Below are 17,963 nucleotides of genomic sequence, written 5' to 3' on the forward strand. Positions count from 1 at the left end.
TCTCACTTGAATCGAGCCCGCCTTCGCCTCGTTGCCCTCGGCTCGCATCGAGTCTCACGAAGACAAACAGCTGTCAGCGCGCCCGCCGGGGCGGCGCCGCCAGCCAGCGCGCCAGCTCCTCCGCCGCCGCCGCGAACTCGAACGCCTTGGCGTTGACCCCGAGCTGGGTCATCGCCCCCATCACGAACGACGTCACCACTCGCGCCCCCGCGGCGGGATCGAGGTCGGCGCGCAGCTCCCCGCGGGCCACCCCTTCGCGCAGCAGCTCCTCGACCATCCCGGCCCAGAACTCGTGGAGCGCGCGAAAGGCCGCCCGCGCCGACCGATCGCGCTGGCCTCGCAGCACCAGTTCCTGGAGCACTCGTCCGAGCTCGCGGTCCTCGCGGAACGACGCGCCCGCGCTCGCCAGGTGGGCCGCCAACCCCTCGCCGCCGCCGTGGCGGGCGCTCGCCGTCACGAACTTGTCGCGTACGTGGGCGATCACCGCCACTACCAGCGCCTCTTTGCTGCCGAAGTGGTAGTGCAGCGTCGAGATGTTGACCCCCGCGCGAGCCGCCACCTCGCGCGTGCGCAGGCCCTCGAGCCCGCGCTCGGCGATCGTCGCATAGGCGGCCTCGAGCAGCGCCGCTCGCCGCTCGTCCGCCCCCGGCCGCGCCCGCTCCGGCTTCGCCTTCCGCGCGCTCGCGCGAACCCCCGCGGCCTCCACCTCGACCGCCGAACGGCGCGGCGACTTCTCAGCCCGCCGCGGCGCTGGCCCCGTCCCGGCCCGCCGCGAAGCCCTCCCCGAGGTCCCCGCCGCCGGATCGTCCGCCCCCGGCTCACGCCGCTTCGTCCCGCGCCTCGCCGTCGGCTCCCGCGCCTCCTCCTGGCCCTTCTTCGCCATCTCGCCGGGCGACGGTAGGCGCGGGCGCGCCCCCGGTCAAGCGCCTTGACCCGCCCGTCCGCCCGGCGTAGACGTCCAACCACATGATTCAATCATTTGATTGAATCCATCGGAGGACCCATGTTGAAAGCCCTGCGCAACCGAACGATCGCCGCCGCCTTCGCCGCCTGGACCACCGCCGTGCGCGCCCGCCGGGTGCTCACGAGCCTCTTGCGCCCGCGCCTGCGCCTGCTCGATCACGTCACGATCCCCGTCGACGACCTCGCCGTCGCCCGCCGCTTCTACTGCGACGTGCTCGGCGGCGCCTTCCTGCTCGAGATCGATGCCGCCGCGCTGGCCCGGTTCGGCCGCCCGCCCGCGCCCGACGGCGGTGACGGCACCTTCCACGTCTCGGTCTACCTCGGCGGCGCCACCCGCATCGACCTGTTCCTCCAGCGCGACGGCCAGCCCGCCCCGCTGCGCGGCCACCCGCACTACGCCTTCCGCGTGACCCCGCGCGACCTGCTGCGCTTTCAGGACCGCCTCCGCGCCCACGGCGTCCCGACCGAGGGCCCGCTGCAGCTCGGCTTCCCCGGCCAGGCCTCGCTCTACTTCAACGACCCCGCCGGCAACCTGCTCGAGCTGACCTGCACCGGCTTCCCGCGGGCGATCCCCGTGCGTCCGCCCGACCTCACCGGCCTCGCCTGGACCCCCGCGTGAGCCGCCGCAGAGTCATCTATCCCTCGGTACATGTCCTCTCGAACATGCCCATCGAGACATGCTCTTCAGAGCATGTCCCGAACTTATTTCTTGAGCCCGCGGTACTTGAAGCCGATCGTCAGCTCCTCGTCGAGCGCCAGCAACTTCTCGAAGTGGACCTCGCGGCCCTGCAGCGGCAGGCTGACCGGCACCGGCATCGCCCCGTCGCCGAGCGACCCGCCCGGGGCCGCCTGCTCCCGCGCGTTCTCCATCACCTGCGGCGTCGCCGTCTGCACGTAGTTCATGTCCTCGGCCGGGATCGGGTTCGAGAGGTAGCGGACCTTGCGGAGGTTGCCGTCGATCGACAGGCGCTTGATCTTGGCGTCGTCGGGCGCGTACACGGTCCAGGCCACGTACGTGCTCGGCGCGTCGGCCCGCGGCAGCGTCGCCGCGAATTGCCCGCGGCCGTTGCCAGCCGGCGGCGCCCCGTTCTCGACGTACACGATCTCGACCTCGAACGCCGCCAGCTCGCCGCCCGCCGCCTGCGAGCGAACCAGCGGGATCATCACCCGCTTGTCGGCCGCCAGGGCCGGCTGGACCGCGCGCCCGCCGACCGACGCGCTCCACAGCTCGCCGCCCTTCGGCAGGGCCAGGCGCAGGAATTGGCGCCGGTTGTTGCGGATCCGGTACTTCACCGAAGTAAGGCGCCGACCCTCGCGGGTCCACATCGTGCGCGCGCGCGTCTCGTCGAGCAGCGTCACCAGCACGTCGGCGTCGACGTGCTGCCACGCGCTCAGCGGGATGCTGACATCGGTGCCGAGGTACTTGTAGCCGAGCAGCACCGGCTGCCCGGTGATGCCGAGGATCGCCGCCGGCAGCGCGCGCACGTCGACCGGCGTCGCGCCCTTGACGTCGCCGGCGTCGACCTCGAGGTTGCCGCGCGACTCGACCCCGACGAACCCGCGCGTGCGCTCGACCCCGACCGGCACCGGCACCGGCGCGGCGATGTCCTTGATGTCGCCGCGCACCACCTTCTCCATCTCGATGCGCAGCGCGTAGGCCCCCTTGGCCGCGTAGTTGAGCTGGACCGCGAGGTTGCCCTCGCCGTCGACCTTCCACTCGCGCACGCCGGCGCCGACCACGTCGAGCACCGTCATGTCCTTGGGCACCTTGAGCGCCAGCTTGTCGACGCCGGTGAAAAGGATCGTGTACTGCGCGGTGGTGGTCGCGCGCATGAGCCCCTCGCCGAGGCTGACCAGCGTGTAGACCTCGCTCAGCACCCGGCTGGCCTGCTGCGCCGCCTTCGGCAACTCGCGCTGCCACTTGACCTCGAGCGCCCCCGTCGACGGCAGCACCGCCTCGACCACCCGCTTGTCGCCGACCACCTTGTCCGACTGCAGCTTGGCGCCCGCGACCGTGAAGTCGAGGTCCTCGCGGGCCGGCACCGACAGCACCGCCGAAGTCGCGCCGGCCGGCGACAGCTGGAACGACACCGCCGACGAGCCCTCCGCCGTGGTCACCGCCGCCGCGAACGTCACGTCGAGGTTGAGCGCCCCGCGCTGCTGCGTCACGAGCACGTAGTGCCCGTCCTCGATGACCACCGCCGCCTCGGCGTTGCCGATCTTCGCCGACTCGAGCGCCACCGTCGCCGGCAAGAACGGCACCTTGACGAAGCCCTTGGCCCGCAGCACCTCGACCCTGAACCTGGCCTTGAAGACAGCCGCGTACGGCTCGCCGTCCTTGACCTGGACCTCGCCCTCGTAGCGGGCCGACGACAGCGCGTAGTCGAGCGGCGCCGTCGTCTCCTCCGCCCGGGTCTTCTCGTACAGCTTGAGGAACTCGTCGAGCTTCATCACCACCCGCTCTGGGTCGTCGGGCGCGGCCGCGGCGGTGACGGGCGACAGGGACAACAAGGTGACGAGGGCGATCGCTGGGCTGCGCATGACTGGGTTCATTCCTTGGCGATGAGCGGCTCCTTCGCCGAGATCTCGACCGCGTACGCGGCCCCGGCGGGGAGCAGGAGTCTTTGATAACGGACGGCCTCGCCGACCGCGGGCACGACCACCGACAGCGCCGAGGCGTGGACCGTCGGCGTCGGCATGCCGGCCAGGTTGGGGCTGTCCTTCGCGCCAGGTGGCTCACGCCGCTCGCGCTCGGCCTTGAACTTGGTGTCGAGCGAATCGCGGCTCCGCACGGACCCACGACGGCTGCGCAGACCGGCCCGCCGCTGGACCACCACGACCTCGGCGGCGGTGCGTACGACGGGCATCGCAGAATCCACTGCGACCCCCGGCGCGGCCTTCAGCGGCACCACATCGACCACGGCCGTGAAGTCGCGCGCCCTCGGGGCGACCGGCGCGGGCGTGGTCGCCGACGGCGGCTCGACGCCGCCTGCGAGCTCGCCGCCCGCGACCTCCGCTTCATCGGTCGGCGCCGGCTCGGCGTTCACCGCGACCTCGGGCGGCTTCTCGACCGCGTCGGCCGGCACCTTCGCCGCGTCCCGCACCGCGACCTCGCGCGGCGCCTCGACCTCGTCCGCGGCGGCCTTCGCATCACCGCCGTCGGGCCGCACCAGCGCCCCCGCGACGTCGTCGCTCTCGAAGTCGTAGACCGAGCTGCCCGCCGACTTCGCCATCTTCCCGGGCTTCTTGGCCCGCCGGCCGGCCCGCACCGCCGACGATTTGCTCTGGACCTGCTGGTACTCCTTCGCCAGCGCCGCATTGGTCCATTTCTGATCGACCGACTCGCTCTGCTCGAGCTGCGCCAGCTTGTCGCCGACCGCCAGCGCCTGCTGATAGCTCGACGCCGACGCCGCGTAGTCACCCCGCGCGCGCTCCTCCTCGGCCTGCTGCTTCAGCGCGACCTGGGCCTGCACGTCCGCGTACGCGCGCGCCTTGGCCTGCTCGCGCACGCGACGCTGAAGCGACATGTCCTGAGAGACAGATGATTTCCCCGCCACGACATCGAGGTTGCTCTGCAGGCGGGCGATGTTCTCGTTCTTGGCCCCCATCCCGCGCAGCGCGTCGAGCTTGTCCTGGGCCGCCCCGAAGTCGTTGCGCATCCACGCCTGGACCGCGTCCTGGAACACCATGTCGGCCTGGGCCGCCCCGACCTCGCCGACCCCGAGCCCGTAGGTGATGCCCTCGCCGCGGGTGAACGCCGCCACCACGTCGCCGTCGCCCGCGTGCTTGCGCGAGCGGTACCCGGGCGGCAGGTGCAGCGTCAGCCGCGACACCGCGACCGGGGCGTCGAGCGTCGGCAGCTGCAGCGCCCTCGTCTCGCGCCGGCGCCACGCGCCCGACTCCCCGAGCAAGATCACCTCGACCGGGAACGACAGCAGCCCCGTCACCGTCTCGACCGAGCGCAGCAGCGGCACGATCCAGCTGCCGTCCCTGGCCCGGGCCGGCGCCGCCGTCTGCCCGCCGACGCGCACCCCGATCACCTTGAAGCCCGCTGGCGGCGTCACCCGCAGGTGCGCCGCGCGCTCGTTGCGGACCTCGTAGTGGGCCCGCACCAGCGCCCGCCCCTCGCGGCTGGTGGCGATCGTGTACGCCGCGACGTCGACGACCACCGGCGGCCCCTCGAGCGGCACGAACCGCAGCAGGCTCAGGCTGCCCGCCGCCGCGCTGCCCTGCTGCACCAGCGCGGTCGTGGCTGTCCCTTCGACCAGGCCCTGCGCCCACGCCGGCAGCGTCGACGCGGCCACGTAGCTCCAGCCCGGCGCCTCGGGCACCGCCTCGACCTCGCCGTCGCGCGCCAGCTGCAGCGCGACCTCGCTGTGGAACACCCCGACCGGCGCGACCCTCGGCAGGTTCACCCGCGACTCGGCGGCCTTGCCGATCGGCGCCGACCAGCGCAGCTCGAGCTCGACGCGGTCGCGCACCGGCGCCTGCAGCTCGACGCGCACGCGGTCGCCCTCGCGCACGAACCCGCGGACGTTGACGCCGACCACCTCGAGATCGCCGCCGAGCCCCGCCGTCTCGAGCTCGAGCTTCGCCACCTCGCCCCGCCGCACCTCCCACACCGCGCGGGCCCGGCCGCGCAGCTCGGCGTCGCCGACCGTCACGCCGATCCCCACCTTCGCCACCACCATCGGCGGGCGATCGGCCGCCGGCGCCGGCGGGGTCACGAACGCCAGCGCGATCGCTCGCGCCCCGCTCCACTGCTTCTCGCCCACCGTCAGCGCCGCCGCCCCGTCGACCCGCAGCCCCGGCGTCAGCCCGGCCGGCGCGCTCGCCACGATCGTCCCGCGCACCGCCGGCAGCAGCTCGAGCGCCACCGCCTCGCGCGTCGGATCGCCGGGCACGAACGCCTCGACCACCAGCTCCACGCTGCCCGCGACCCGCCCGGCCACGATCGTCGCGCCCTCGGCGTCGACCTTGAGCGTCGCCGGGGCCGCGCCCCAGCGCGCCGACACCACCCGCAAGCCCGGCGAGCCGGCGAACAACAGGCCGCTGAACCAACCTGCCCCGAAGGACCGGATCGTCCAGCGCCCGCGCAGCTGCAGCCCGCCGTCGACTGGCCGAAAGGACAGCTCGCGCCGTTCGACCCAGGGCGTCGGCGCAGCGACCTCGAGCGGCGGCCCTGTCAGTGCACGATGGCGCTCGCCGGCGATCTCCGCCGTCCCCGAGGTCGGGGCCACCAGGGCGAGCACGAGCGCGAGCAACACGACGCGGCGACGCTACCCGCGTGCCCGCACCCCGGCAACCGGCTGAACATCGGACGTCGCGGCGACTAGCCCGGGGCGAACATGTCCCAAAAATCACACTGCTGCGCGCGCACGCCATTGAATAGACCCGGCGGCTCGTCGAGCAGCGCGCCGTTGTCGTCCGCCGCCACGTACGGCGGCCAGGTCAGGTCCGCGCCGCCCGGATCGCCGGTGGCCGCGAAGCGGGCCCACGCCGCCTGCAGTCGCTGCGAGATCGCCAGGTCGTCCGCGTTCGGCTCGTACATCGCCGGCTCCGGGAGCACCGCCCCCCAGGCGGCGAACACGTAGATCAGCTCGAGCCCGTGGAACGCCGCCTTGGTGGCGTTCGGCAGCGCGTCGTAGCCGTCGTAGGCGAAGTGGTAGCGGAACACCGGCGCGTCCTGGCCGGCGTCGGCCGCCCGCGCGGCCCGGCGCGCCCCGCAGATGAACTTGAGGTCCGACGTGAGCGCGACGTAGGCCGCCTGCCCGTCGTCGCCGTAGTCGCCCGCCGGGTACTGCGCCAGCACCATCGCCGCCAGCGGCCCGAACGTCGCGTGCACCAGCCCCTCGTACTGCGCCACCGTCAGCGGCGGCACCCCCTTGGCCGTCTCGTCGGCGTTGGCCCCGAACACCAGCGGCACCGCGTTATGTGTCCCTTCGGACATGGCCTCGAGGGCAGGTTTCGGGATCACCACCCCGTCCACGTGCGGCCCCCAGCCCTGCCCGAGCGCCGCCACGTCGGGGTAGCCGTCGGGCTGCAGCGACAGGATATCGGCGATCGCCAGGCCGCGCAGGCACGCCGCTGCATCGGGCACCTCCGCGCAGCCCGAGGCCGCGAGCCACGGCCCGGCGATGTCGGCCGCGTACTTCGCCGGCGCCCGCTCGTTGCACGAGCCGCTCTGCACGATCGCCCGCTGGAACAGCCCCGCCGCCCGCGGCGAGCCGATCAGGCTGCACGTGTTCACCGCCCCCGCCGACTCGCCGAACAGCAGCACCCGCTGCGGATCGCCGCCGAACCCGGCGATGTTGTCCTGCACCCACCGCAGCGCCAGCACCTGGTCGAGCAGCCCGTAGTTGCCCGACACCTGCTCCCGCGACTCGGCCGCCAGCGCGTCGGCGGCCAAGAAGCCGAGCGCGCCGAGCCGGTAGTTGAGCGTCACCACCACCACGTCCTGCGCGGTCGCCAGCGCCGCCCCGTCGTACAGCGGATCGTCGCTGCCGCCGGTCGCGTTGCCGCCGCCGTGGATGAACACCAGCACCGGCCGCTGCCCATCGCCGGGCGCCGGCGTCCACACGTTGAGCGTCAGACAATCCTCGTCGCCGAGCATCGCCACGACTTGCCCCTGCCCATCCTTCTCGATCTGCGGGCAGCGCGGCCCGAGCTCGCTCGCCGGCGTCGGCCCGGCCACGCACATGCGCGGCTCCGGCGGGCGAAACCGCAGCGCGCCGACCGGCGGCTCGGCGTAGCGGACCCCGCGAAACGCCACGACCTCGGCCAGCTGCTCACCCGCGAGCGCCCCGCCCGTGGTCTTCACGATCGTCGGCCCCGGCGCGACGTCGGCCCCGCACCCGCTCGGCCCGACGCCCGTCGTGTCGGTCGACGCCTCGCCCGTCAGCGCGGTCGTCGTGCCCGCCGCGGTCGAATCACCGGAAGTCGTCGGTACGCCCGGATCGTCGGAGCCCCCGGGCGCGCTCGCCGTCGTCGACGCGATCGCCAGCGAATCATCGGTCCCGCTGCTCGAGGCCGCCGTGCTGCACCCGAGCACCGAGGCCACCACCGCCGCCCACCCCTCGCGCCTCACCATGGCCCCCAGGATGTCCGGACCCACGCGCGCACACAAGCGCCACGGACTCACCGGGTGCACGCGCGCCGAGGCCCGCTCACATCAACGAGCCGGCGCGCGCCGTGCAAGACCACGTGCCGAAGAACGTGTACTCGCGCTTGCACTCCGCCAGGAACGGCCCGCCCTTGGTCTGGAACTGGTACGTGCGGCCGGTGACGCCCGTCGAGTGGCCGTTCGGCTCGGCGTCGCCCTTCAGCTCGCACGCCTCCGGCGTCTGGCCGATCGCCTTGCACACCGCGTTGCGCGCGTCCCCCTGCGTCTCGCGGAAGTTCTGCGCGTTCACGTAGCCCTGATAGCCGATGAACAGCGACGCCGCGAAGATGAAGTACCAAAGGAATTGGCGCATGACGGGCATGCTCGCACATCGCCCGCGCCCGCGACAGCCCCCTGAACCGCGCTCGCCGCGGCGGCGGACTCAGAAGCGGACCGTCATCCGCAGCGTGCCCAGCAGATACCCCGGCGTGAGGTTCAGCGACTTCAGCTCGCTGAAGCGGACGTTGTAGCGGAACTGGGCCCCGAAGCTGAAGTGCCGCCGCACCAGCAGATCGACGGCCAGCCCGAGGTACATCTCGCCGATGGTGGTGACCTCGCAGACCTTCGCGGCGCTGCACTTCAGGCCCACGTCGCACCCACCGTTGGCCATGCAAGCTTCGCCGCGCTGCCCCGTCACCCCGCCGGTCGGCGTCACCACCCGCAGGCCCGCCACCCCGACCTCGATGAGCGGCAAGAACCGCCCGAGGTCGAGCGCGAACACCGGCCCGGCCCCGTACCCCATCACGTGGATCGTGCCCGGCGGCGCCGTGCGCACGACCTCCATCTCGACCTGCACCCGCTCCTCGCCGACCGGGTGCCCCGAGTACATGCCGATCGCGCGGACCCAGATCCAGCGATACGCCTGCACGTCGAACTCGGCGCTGACGCCGGCCCCGTGGATCCGCTGCGGCTGGTTATTGACGAGCCGCCCCTGGAACGGCAGCCGCAACATCGCGTAGGCGGGCGCCAGCGTCAGCGCGAACCGCCGCCGCGCCGACCATCCCTGACGAATGTCGGGTCGCGTGCGCGGCGGGTGCGTGGCGATCTGGTTGTTCGGCGCGCGCATGAACGGCGCGTCGTTCGGATCGCTCGGCACCGGCGGCAGCTCGTCCCCGGCCACCCGCGGACTTTTTCCAGGCGCAGCGCCAGCGTTCGCGCCACCGCGTGAAGTGCCACCATTCGCGCCCGCGTTCCCCTGCGGAGCCACCCCGTTCGCGCCCGGCGGGCCCGAGGCGCCTCCGTCCGCTGGAGCTGGCGGCTCGCTCGTCTGCGGCTTCGTTTCACTCGCGCGCGGCCCCTCGTCGGGCTTGGCTTCCTGCCTCTCGCCCTCGGTCACCGGCGGCTCCCACGGCGGCAGTTCGCTCGCCCGAGCCGCCCCGGCCGCTCCCAGCGCGAAGACCAGCGCGAGCCCGAGCTGCACGGATCCCTGTGTGCGCACGCCGGGCAATCCTGCGCCAGGCTACCACGTCGCCGCCCCACCGGTGAGTTGTCACCTTACCCACATATCACACCTTAACTTACCAAACCCGCCAAACGCCCCTGCGACCGCCTGGAGGCCCGAATCGGCAGCATCACCCCTTCATCAAACTCGCCCGCGACACCCACGGCCAGCCACGAGGCGCGACCCCCGACCCGCCCGTCGAGCGCCGAGAGTACAGTCGAAAATTACCGGCGAGATCCAAGAGTACATGCTCGAAAGGACATTACCTCGAGAACATGTCTATCATAACATTTCCCCAAAGACATGCCCTCGAAGACATGTCCTTATGACCTTACCCTCTCCCGCATCGTCCACGTCGTCGGCAGCGCGCGAGCATGCCTTCATGCATCACCGGCCGACCTCGAGACGCCCCCGTCACCGGTCGCCCACGCACACCGCCGCCCCGTGCCACGGCGTGCAGCGCCCGTGCGCGCACGGGTTGTCCGCGTCGCACGGCGAGAAGCAGGCGTTGCTGGCGAACGCGTGCACCTGTCCTTCTGGACACATCGGTGCGAACAGCGGATCATGGCGCACGCACCCCAACAGCGCCTCGCACCCGTCCTTCACCTTCGCCGCCTGCCCCGCCTTGCACACGGCATACAGCGCGGGGTCGCCCCACATCGCGTCGCACGTGTCGCAGCCGCACAGCTCGTCCGGCGGCTGCGTGAACGTCAGCCGCCGCTCCGGCTCGTCCCGCAGCGCCACCACCTCCGTCACCAGCCGCGCCCCCTGCCAGCGGATCCGCAGCTCGCCCGCCCCGTCGAGCCGGTGCAGCTTCGCGGTCAGCGGCGCGCCGATCGCCAGCGGCGTCACCAGCGTCATCCCCGTCGCCGTCGTCATCCGCATCGCCGCCGGCGAGCCGCCCTCGATCACCTCGATCTCGCGCACCGGCTCGACATCGTCGGCGGCCGACAGCCGCAGCTTGAGCCACCCGCCGAGCTGCTGCACCGTGCCCGTCGCCCACGCCGCTTCGCCGAGCTCGACCGCCTGCGCCCCGTCCCACGCCAGCTGCGTCGGCGCGTAACGCATCCCTTCGGGCAGGCCCGGCGCGGGCACCGGCGGCGGAAGTGGCCGCGCCAGCCGCTCGCCCAGCGCCTCGGCCAGCGCCGCGTGCCCGCGCGCCGTCATGTGGATGTCACGATCGAGGAACGCCCCCGGCTGGGCCGCGCGCAGGGCCGCGGTCGCGTCGAAGCTGCGGATCCGCAGGTCCTCCGCGTTCGCCACCAGGTCACCGAGCAGCACCTGCGACGGCCGCATGTCGGGCCCCTGCTCGACCCCGTACTTGGCCCACTCGCCGGCGTCGACCTGCACGTCGAACGGCAGCGCCACCACCACCAGCTCCGCCCCGTGCGCCGCGCACAGCGCCTTGAACTCGGCCAGGTACGCCGCGAACACCGACTGCGGCCGCGACCGCGGCGCGCTGCGCTCCAGCTCGGCCAGCACCGCCTCGCGCGAGTCGACCAGCGTCGCCGCGGCCGCCTGCAGCTCGCGCAGCCGGGCCGCCTGCTGTTTGGCGAACTTGCGCTGCTGCTTCTTGTAGTCGTCGCGCCGCGCCACTGCCTCGCGGATCAGCTCCGCCGTCACCTCGAGCGACCGCCCGCTCTCCGCCAGCTTCTCGTTGCTGACGATGTCACCCGGCCGACCCGCCGCGATCTGCTGCCAGAACTCCGACGGCTCGGCATACAGCAACTCGTCCTCCAGCGCCCGCAGCTGGTCTCGCTGCTCGCGCAGCGGCTGACCGAGCGCGTCGACCTGCGCGCGCGAGGCCCCGCGCCGCACCTCGTGCTCCGCCGCCACCGCGGCCTGCTGCGCCTGCGTAAGCACGCTCGCGTGCACGAGGTCCTGCCAGCCGCCCTCCGACGGCGTCCCCGGATCGAGCGGCCGCCCCCCCGCGTCGTCGCTCTCGGGCGCGCCCGCCGAGCCGCGCGCGTGCAGCCACCGGCGCACCGCGTACACCGCGTGCGAGCGCGACATCAGCCATGCGCGCCCCGGGAACTGCGGCATCTCGGCGGGCGCCGTCTCGCGGCGCACCGCCCAGCCGTCCCACACCGCGTGGCGCTCGGTGTTCGGCCGCTCGAGCTCGAACGGATCGTTGACGAAGTTGAGCACCACCACCACCGTCGCCGGCTTGCGCGACGTCAGCAGCTCGCGCGCCACCTCGAGGTACTCGCGCGGCCCGTAGGTCGGCACCCCCGCGTTGATCACCGGCCGACCTGTCCTTTCGGCCAGCCCCACCGAGAACGTCTCGTCGTCCGCGACCCCGAGCCCGAACACCTGCGAATCGCCGACCACCACGATCTCGCCCGCCTGCGGCGCCGGCCACTCGGGCCCGCGGTAACCGCTGGCATTGACGTGAATCGAGGTCCGCGGGTTGGGCGGCAGCCGGAACTCCATCGCCGCCCCCGGCTGCAGCCGCACCCCGAGCTGCGGATCGGCGACATAGAAATTCACGTGCGGAAATGCCCACTCGTCGCGCATCGCGAATGCGCACTCGGTGGCCACCAGCCCCAGCCCCAGCCCGACCGCGATCTGGCCCGCGATCACGAGCCTTCGACGACGAACAGCGGGGCGCGGATCGGTGGCCATGCGCGGCGCCAACGCCCGGCGGGGCGCGGCGGCTCACCGTAACATCGACCCGCCCGCGCCTCCTACGGGCAATTCATCGAAGTCACCATCTGCCCCTTCGTCGGCACCCCGCACTCGACGAAGCTGAGCGGGATCGACTGGCATTTGCTCTGCCCGCAATTCTCCTGCCGCATCACGTGCGCGTGCCGCCCCGTCGAATAGCCGGTCGAGCCCGACAGCCCGATCGTCTGCCCGCGCTTCACCACCTGCCCGAGCGTCACCTGGACCTCGTTGAGGTGCTTGTAATAGCTCGACGTATTGTCGCCGTGCAGGATGACCACCAGGTTGCCGTACGGCCCGCACTCCGGCCCGCCGCCGTTGTAGCAGGGGTCGCCGGGCCCGGTCTCGGCGAAGATGTGGTGGACCGTGCCGTCGGCCATCGCCAGCAGCGGCGTGTTGAGCCCGAGCCCGAAGTCGAACGCGTAGAAGTCCTTGCCCTGGTGGCTGACCCCGCCGTCGTTGCCCTGCGTCACCTTGACCGACATCCCGCACGCCAGCGGCAAGTAGAACCCGTCCGGCGCCGCCGGCTTCTCGTCGAGCGTACAGGACACGAAGTTCGAGAACACGAAGCCGTCGGGCTCGGCGATCTGATACCAGAGCGAGTTGCCGTCGATCGTCTCGCCCGCGACCGCCGCGACCGTGTCGACCAGCGCCCCGTTCGCCAGCGTCGCCACCGCGTCCTCGGCCGTCGACGGCGACGGACGCACGTTCAGCACCTCGCCCGCCGGCACCATCACCCGCAGCCGCGGGCACTCGGCCAGCGGATCGCCGGTGGTGCCCGTCGTCGTCGTCGTCGTCGACTCGATCTCGCCGTCGCTCGTGCTCGTCGACTCGCCCGTCGCGCCCGAGGTCGGCGGTCCCGTCATCCACGCGTCGGTGACCGGCCCCGGGCCCTCGCCGCCGCTCGTCGTGCCATCCTCGCCCGTGGTCGTCAGCGGCCCGGGGAACGTCGTCGTCGGCTGTCCGCCCGTGAAGAGGAGCTGCTGAGAATCACCGCATGCGGCGATCGTGAGGGCGAGCAACCAACGGCGTTCGAGGCGCATGCTCCCGGGTTACCGGATCACTCGCGCGTTTTCAAGCGTGGATGAATCCTTATCGAGTCGACGACGCGCCCGGGTCCATCGCCGCGTGCTCGCCGGGCCCCGTGTTAGGCTCCGCGGCCTCGGGATGCTCGCACCACAGCGATTTTTCATCACCGGATGTGCCAGCGGCATCGGTCGGCACGCCGCCGACGTCCTCCTCGCGGCCGGCCACACCGTATTCGCCACCGACGTCCGGCTGGAGCCGCTGCAGGACTTCGCCGCCGCCCGCGAATGGCCGGTCCAGCGGGCTCACTGTCGCGGCCTCGACGTGCGCGACCCAGTCGCCTGGGAGGCCGTGTTCGGCGAGGCCGCGCGGGTCATGGGCGGCGTCGACGTCATGCTCAACGTCGCCGGCTACCTCAAGCCCGGTTACTGCCTCGAGGCCGACCCCCTCGAGGTCGATCGCCACTTCGACATCAACACCAAGGGCGTCGTGCACGGCACCCGCATCGCCGCCCAGCACATGGTCGCGCGCGGCCGCGGCCACATCATCAACGTCGCCTCGCTCGCCAGCCTCGCCCCCGTCCCCGGCATCGCCCTCTACAGCGCCTCCAAGTACGCCGTGCGGGCCTTCTCGCTGGCCGCCGCGCAGGAGCTGCGACCCCGCGGCGTCGCCCTCACCGTCGTCTGTCCCGACGCCGTGCGCACCCCCATGCTCGACCTCCAGCTCCACTACGGCGAGGCCGAGCTGACCTTCTCCGGCTCGCGCCTCCTCACCCCCGACGACGTCGTCCGGGCGATCGTCGACGACGTCCTGCCGCGCCGCCCGCTGCTGCTGGCCCTGCCGCGCTCGCGCGCCTGGCTGGCCCGGATCGCCGACCTGTTCCCGCGCACCTCGCACTGGATCGAGCCGCTGCTGCGCAGGATCGGCCGCAACCGCCAGCGACGCATGCGCGGCGAGCCGAACTGATCACCACCTGTCCCGCGAGACACCTCGACATGGCCCACGGGACAGCCCATCAAAACATGTCCCGAGAGACAGATCGCGTGAGCCCGCCATGACCACCGACAAGCGCAACACCCCGATCGTCGCCGCCGAGGCCGCGCCGCGCGTGCGGCCCAGCGTCTACCCGCCCGAGTTCGCCCGCCGGGTCGAGGGCCGGATCAAGCGGCCGCTCGGCGACCTGTTCGGCCTCGTCAACTTCGGCGTCAACCACACCCGCCTGTCGCCCGGCTCGTGCAGCGCGCTGCGGCACGCCCACACCCGCCAGGACGAGTTCGTCTACGTGCTCGAGGGTCGCCCGACCCTCGTCACCGACGCCGGCGAGTTCGAGCTCGAGCCTGGCATGTGCATCGGCTTCCCGGCCGGCTCCGGCGAGGCGCACCACATCCTCAACCTCACCGAGCACGACGTCGTCCTGCTCGAGGTCGGCGACCGCAGCCCCGGCGACGCCGTCAGCTATCCGACCGACGACCTCGTCGGCATCTTCGAGAACGGCCGCTGGCATTTCACCCGCAAGGACGGCTCGGCCTACTGAGACGCCCTCGCCCGCATGTCCCCGAGGACATCTCCCGACGACCATGGCCGCCACCCGCGCGCCCGAAAGCTCGAAGGCCGTCCGACCCGCGGAGCGGGAGGGACGGCCTCGAATGTTGCGGAACGGGAGGGATTCGAACCCTCGGTAGAGTTTCCCCTACACAGGTTTAGCAAACCTGCGCCTTCAGCCACTCGGCCACCATTCCATGCGCAGTCAGGTTGTCGGACGCCGCGTCCCAGGGGGGCCCGCGGGGTCTCGGAACCTAGCCGCATCGCTCGCCGGTTGCAAGGGTCCGGGGCACCCGCCAAAATCACACCCCGACCGACAGCACAGCGGCGCCTTGTGAGATCTGGCCGCCCCCGCCACACTCAGCGCGAGTGTCTCCCGCCGCCACCGATCGGATCTCGGTCATCGCCAGCGAGATCGTCACCGCGGTCGGCTGCTTCGCCGCCGGCCTGGTGCTGATCCTGGGGATCCCCGGCGTCGCCGACGGCCTGCGCGCCGCCTTCGCCGCGCTGTTCGGCCAGCCGGTGCTGCCGCCGGACCAGGCCAAGATTGCCCTGTCGATGGCGCTGACCCCGATCGCCACCCTGTGCGGCGCCTTCCTTTACGACCGCCTCGGCCGCTTGTTCGATCCCGGCCCGCTGCCCCCGCTCGTGCCGGCCGCGCAGCAGCCCCGCCTGCCCCGGGCCGCGACGATCTCCCTCGTCTACCTCTGCACCGCCGTGGTCGGCAGCTACGCCCTCGGCTTCCTCATGCAGCTGCTGGGCGCCCCGATCGCCGAGCAGCGGCTGGTCCTCGACCTCGTCGCCGCCGGCGGCCCCGCCCTCGCCAGCCTGGTGTTCTCGGCCCTCGCGCTGGCCCCGCTCGGCGAGGAGCTGTTCTTCCGCGGCCTCGTGTTCCGCCGGATCGCTCACCGCGCCGGCATGTGGCCCGCGCTCGTCACCTCGTCCCTGCTGTTCGCCGTCTTCCACGGCAACCTCCAGGGCCTCGTCGTCTATCTCTGGCTCGGGCTGGTGTTCGCCGGGGTCTACGCGGCCACCGGGCGGCTGTCCTGCGCCGTCGCCGTGCATTTCGGCAACAACGCCATCACCTTGCTGACCCTGCTGGCCCCGCGGGGCGACGGGGCGACCTGAGCCAGACTTGTGATGTAGCGCTCGTTTTAATCGCGCGGAAGTTCTTGCTCCCGGCCCGGGCCCCTGGTAGGTTTCGCCGCCCCTGCACCACACGTGCCGGGGTTTTGCATCCGTAGCTCAGTTGGATAGAGCGTCGGTCTACGGAACCGAAAGTCGTAGGTTCGAATCCTTCCGGATGCGCAGCGAGAGGGGCCCCCACCGGGGCCTCTCTCGCTTTCTGCGTCTGCAGATCTTCCCGCCGAGGCCGCCGCGAGGGTCGACGCCTGCTCGACGCGGCGTCGGCTCGCCGGTCGATCGTCCGCGAGCCGGCGACCTCGGCCGCGCCGGTCCGCGGCCCCCGCCTGTCGCGCCGGAGCATGAATCTTCGGACATGTCCCTTCAGACATGCCTGAAGGGTCATCCCTCTTCGCTCCAGCCCGGTCGCGATGATGTCACCTGGGGCGAGGCCCGCGCGGCCCGTGGGGGCCATTTGCCCACTGGCGCGCGTCCTTGCCCCGGTGGTAGATCGTCGCGCACACCGCCTATGCTTCGTCCGCGCGCGCTCATCCCCAGTGTCACCGTCGGCCTCGTTCTCGCGGCCCTCGCCTGCAACCTCACCCCTGACGCGAGCACCACCGACTCGGGTGACAGCGACACCGACGCCAGCACCGAGGGCACCGACACGAGCAACGAGCCGACCACCGCCGGCCCGACCACCGACGAGCCGCCGACGACCAGCAGCCCCGGCACCACCGACGGGACCGAGACCGGCACCTCGACCACCACCACGGACACCGACACGACCGCGGGCCCGACCACCGAGACCGGCACCACCGGCCCCGACCCCGCCGGCGTCACCATCTACGACATCCAGGGCGGCACCATCGCCGAGAAGACCGTCGTCACCGTCAAGGGCGTCGTCATCACCTCGCCGGTCCGCATCGACAACATGGGCAAGGGCACCATCTTCGTCCAGGACCCGCAGGGCGGCGAGCTGTCGGGCATCGCCGTGTTCCTCTACGAAGAGGTGGCGATGAACTTCGGCGTCAAGCCGGGCGTGATCGTCGACATCACCGGCGAGTACACCGAGTTCTTCGGCGAGAGCCAGATCCAGGTCACCAGCGTCGACGCGATCGTCGAGGTCGGCCAGGGCGAGTCGCCGCCGCCGGTGGTGGTCGCCGCCGCCGACATCGCCACCGGCGGCGCCAAGGCCGAGGCCTACGAGGGCGTGCTCGTCCAGGTCGAGGACGTCACCGTCACCAACCCCGCCGTCGATCAGAGCGACTTCGAGGTCGAGGGCGGCCTGCGGATCAACGACTTCTTCCTGTTCCCGCAGATGGAGAAGCCCGTGGTCGTCAACGGCCAGGTGTTCACCACCATCGCCGGCCCGCTGCGCTACAGCTACGACAACCACAAGATCGCCCCGCGCGCCGCCGCCGACCTCGTCTCCGGCGTCGTCCCGCCGGCCGAGGAGCAGACGATCTACGCCATCCAGGAGGGCACGCTGCCGGTGCAGACCCCGGTGCTGATCAAGGGCGCGATCGTCACCTCGCCGCTCACCTTCAAGAAGGACGGCTTCTTCATTCAGGACCCGATGGGCGGCGAGCACTCGGGCATCTACGTCTACGTCGGCAACAAGGCCGTCGACGTCAAGCCGGGCGACGTGGTCGACGTCGAGGGCATCTACGACGAGTTCTTCGAGAACTCGCAGATCGAGGTCGCCGACGCGGCCAAGATCGTCGTCACCGGCAGCGGCGCCATCCCGGCCCCCGAGGTCGTGTCCGCGGCCGACGTGGCCACCGGCGGCCCGCTGCAGGAGGCCTACGAGGGCGTGCTCGTCACCGTCGAGAACGTCCAGGTCGCCGCGATCAACGCGATGTTCGGCGACTTCGAGCTCACCTCCGGCCTGCTCGTCGACGACATCTTCATCGCCAAGGTCGACTGGAAGCTGCCGATGGTCGCCGACATGTTCGCCTCGCTGACCGGCCCGCTGACGTTCACCTTCGAAGAGGCCCGGCTGCTCCCGCGCACGCCCGCCGACATCGTGCCCTGAGCGGA

The 17,963-nt window shown here is 72.1% G+C and carries 13 protein-coding genes and 2 tRNA genes; 6 read left to right on the forward strand and 9 right to left on the reverse strand.

Going from position 1 to position 17,963, the window contains the following annotated elements:
- Positions 1–73: 73 nt before the first annotated feature.
- The gene (locus POL25_RS27830; protein ID WP_272089254.1) at positions 74–883 is read right to left on the reverse strand and encodes a TetR/AcrR family transcriptional regulator; all 810 of its coding nucleotides are present in this window, start codon (positions 881–883) and stop codon (positions 74–76) included.
- Positions 884–1,003: 120 nt separating this feature from the next.
- Between POL25_RS27830 and POL25_RS27835 the strand changes: the two genes are divergently transcribed.
- Complete coding sequence (locus tag POL25_RS27835; RefSeq protein WP_272089255.1) at positions 1,004–1,582, forward strand: VOC family protein; 579 nt, start codon at positions 1,004–1,006, stop codon at positions 1,580–1,582.
- Between the two features lie 83 nt (positions 1,583–1,665).
- Here the strand turns inward: POL25_RS27835 and POL25_RS27840 are convergent, their stop codons facing one another.
- The 7 genes from POL25_RS27840 to POL25_RS27870 form a co-directional block, all read right to left on the reverse strand.
- On the reverse strand, positions 1,666–3,504 hold the full coding sequence (locus POL25_RS27840) for a hypothetical protein (RefSeq protein WP_272089256.1): 1,839 nt from the start codon (positions 3,502–3,504) through the stop codon (positions 1,666–1,668).
- An 8-nt stretch (positions 3,505–3,512) separates the two neighbouring features.
- The gene (locus POL25_RS27845; protein WP_272089257.1) at positions 3,513–6,230 is read right to left on the reverse strand and encodes a hypothetical protein; all 2,718 of its coding nucleotides are present in this window, start codon (positions 6,228–6,230) and stop codon (positions 3,513–3,515) included.
- Between the two features lie 65 nt (positions 6,231–6,295).
- Positions 6,296–8,053: a carboxylesterase/lipase family protein gene (locus POL25_RS27850; protein ID WP_272089258.1), complete on the reverse strand. Its 1,758-nt coding sequence runs from the start codon at positions 8,051–8,053 to the stop codon at positions 6,296–6,298.
- Between the two features lie 76 nt (positions 8,054–8,129).
- Complete coding sequence (locus tag POL25_RS27855) at positions 8,130–8,438, reverse strand: hypothetical protein (RefSeq protein WP_272089259.1); 309 nt, start codon at positions 8,436–8,438, stop codon at positions 8,130–8,132.
- Between the two features lie 69 nt (positions 8,439–8,507).
- Positions 8,508–9,245 (reverse strand): hypothetical protein, encoded by a 738-nt coding sequence (locus POL25_RS27860; RefSeq protein ID WP_272089260.1) that lies wholly within the window; start codon positions 9,243–9,245, stop codon positions 8,508–8,510.
- Positions 9,246–9,980: 735 nt separating this feature from the next.
- Positions 9,981–12,149, reverse strand: a complete 2,169-nt coding sequence (locus POL25_RS27865; protein ID WP_272089261.1) for an alginate O-acetyltransferase AlgX-related protein — start codon at positions 12,147–12,149, stop codon at positions 9,981–9,983.
- Between the two features lie 104 nt (positions 12,150–12,253).
- Positions 12,254–13,273, reverse strand: coding sequence for a peptidoglycan DD-metalloendopeptidase family protein (locus tag POL25_RS27870; protein ID WP_272089262.1), 1,020 nt, complete (start codon positions 13,271–13,273; stop codon positions 12,254–12,256).
- Positions 13,274–13,397: 124 nt separating this feature from the next.
- Here POL25_RS27870 and POL25_RS27875 point away from each other — a divergent pair, with 124 nt between their 5' ends.
- Both POL25_RS27875 and POL25_RS27880 read left to right on the forward strand, forming a co-directional pair.
- Positions 13,398–14,222, forward strand: coding sequence for an SDR family oxidoreductase (locus POL25_RS27875; RefSeq protein ID WP_272089263.1), 825 nt, complete (start codon positions 13,398–13,400; stop codon positions 14,220–14,222).
- A gap of 88 nt (positions 14,223–14,310) precedes the next feature.
- On the forward strand, positions 14,311–14,790 hold the full coding sequence (locus tag POL25_RS27880) for a cupin domain-containing protein (protein ID WP_272089264.1): 480 nt from the start codon (positions 14,311–14,313) through the stop codon (positions 14,788–14,790).
- Between the two features lie 118 nt (positions 14,791–14,908).
- Here POL25_RS27880 and POL25_RS27885 read toward each other — a convergent pair.
- Positions 14,909–14,995, reverse strand: a tRNA-Ser gene (locus POL25_RS27885).
- Positions 14,996–15,167: 172 nt separating this feature from the next.
- On the opposite strand from POL25_RS27885, the gene POL25_RS44550 reads away from it, so the two are divergent.
- The 3 genes from POL25_RS44550 (at position 15,168) to POL25_RS27900 (ending at position 17,958) form a co-directional block, all read left to right on the forward strand.
- A complete protein-coding gene (locus POL25_RS44550) occupies positions 15,168–15,926 on the forward strand; it encodes a CPBP family intramembrane glutamic endopeptidase (protein WP_272089265.1) in 759 nt (252 codons plus the stop codon).
- A 106-nt stretch (positions 15,927–16,032) separates the two neighbouring features.
- Positions 16,033–16,106: transfer RNA gene (locus tag POL25_RS27895), tRNA-Arg, on the forward strand.
- Positions 16,107–16,449: 343 nt separating this feature from the next.
- Complete coding sequence (locus POL25_RS27900) at positions 16,450–17,958, forward strand: single stranded DNA-binding domain-containing protein (RefSeq protein ID WP_272089266.1); 1,509 nt, start codon at positions 16,450–16,452, stop codon at positions 17,956–17,958.
- The last annotated feature ends 5 nt before the right edge of the window (positions 17,959–17,963 follow it).

The sequence above is a fragment of the Nannocystis bainbridge genome, from assembly GCF_028368995.1.
Lineage (GTDB): Bacteria > Myxococcota_A > Polyangia > Nannocystales > Nannocystaceae > Nannocystis > Nannocystis bainbridge.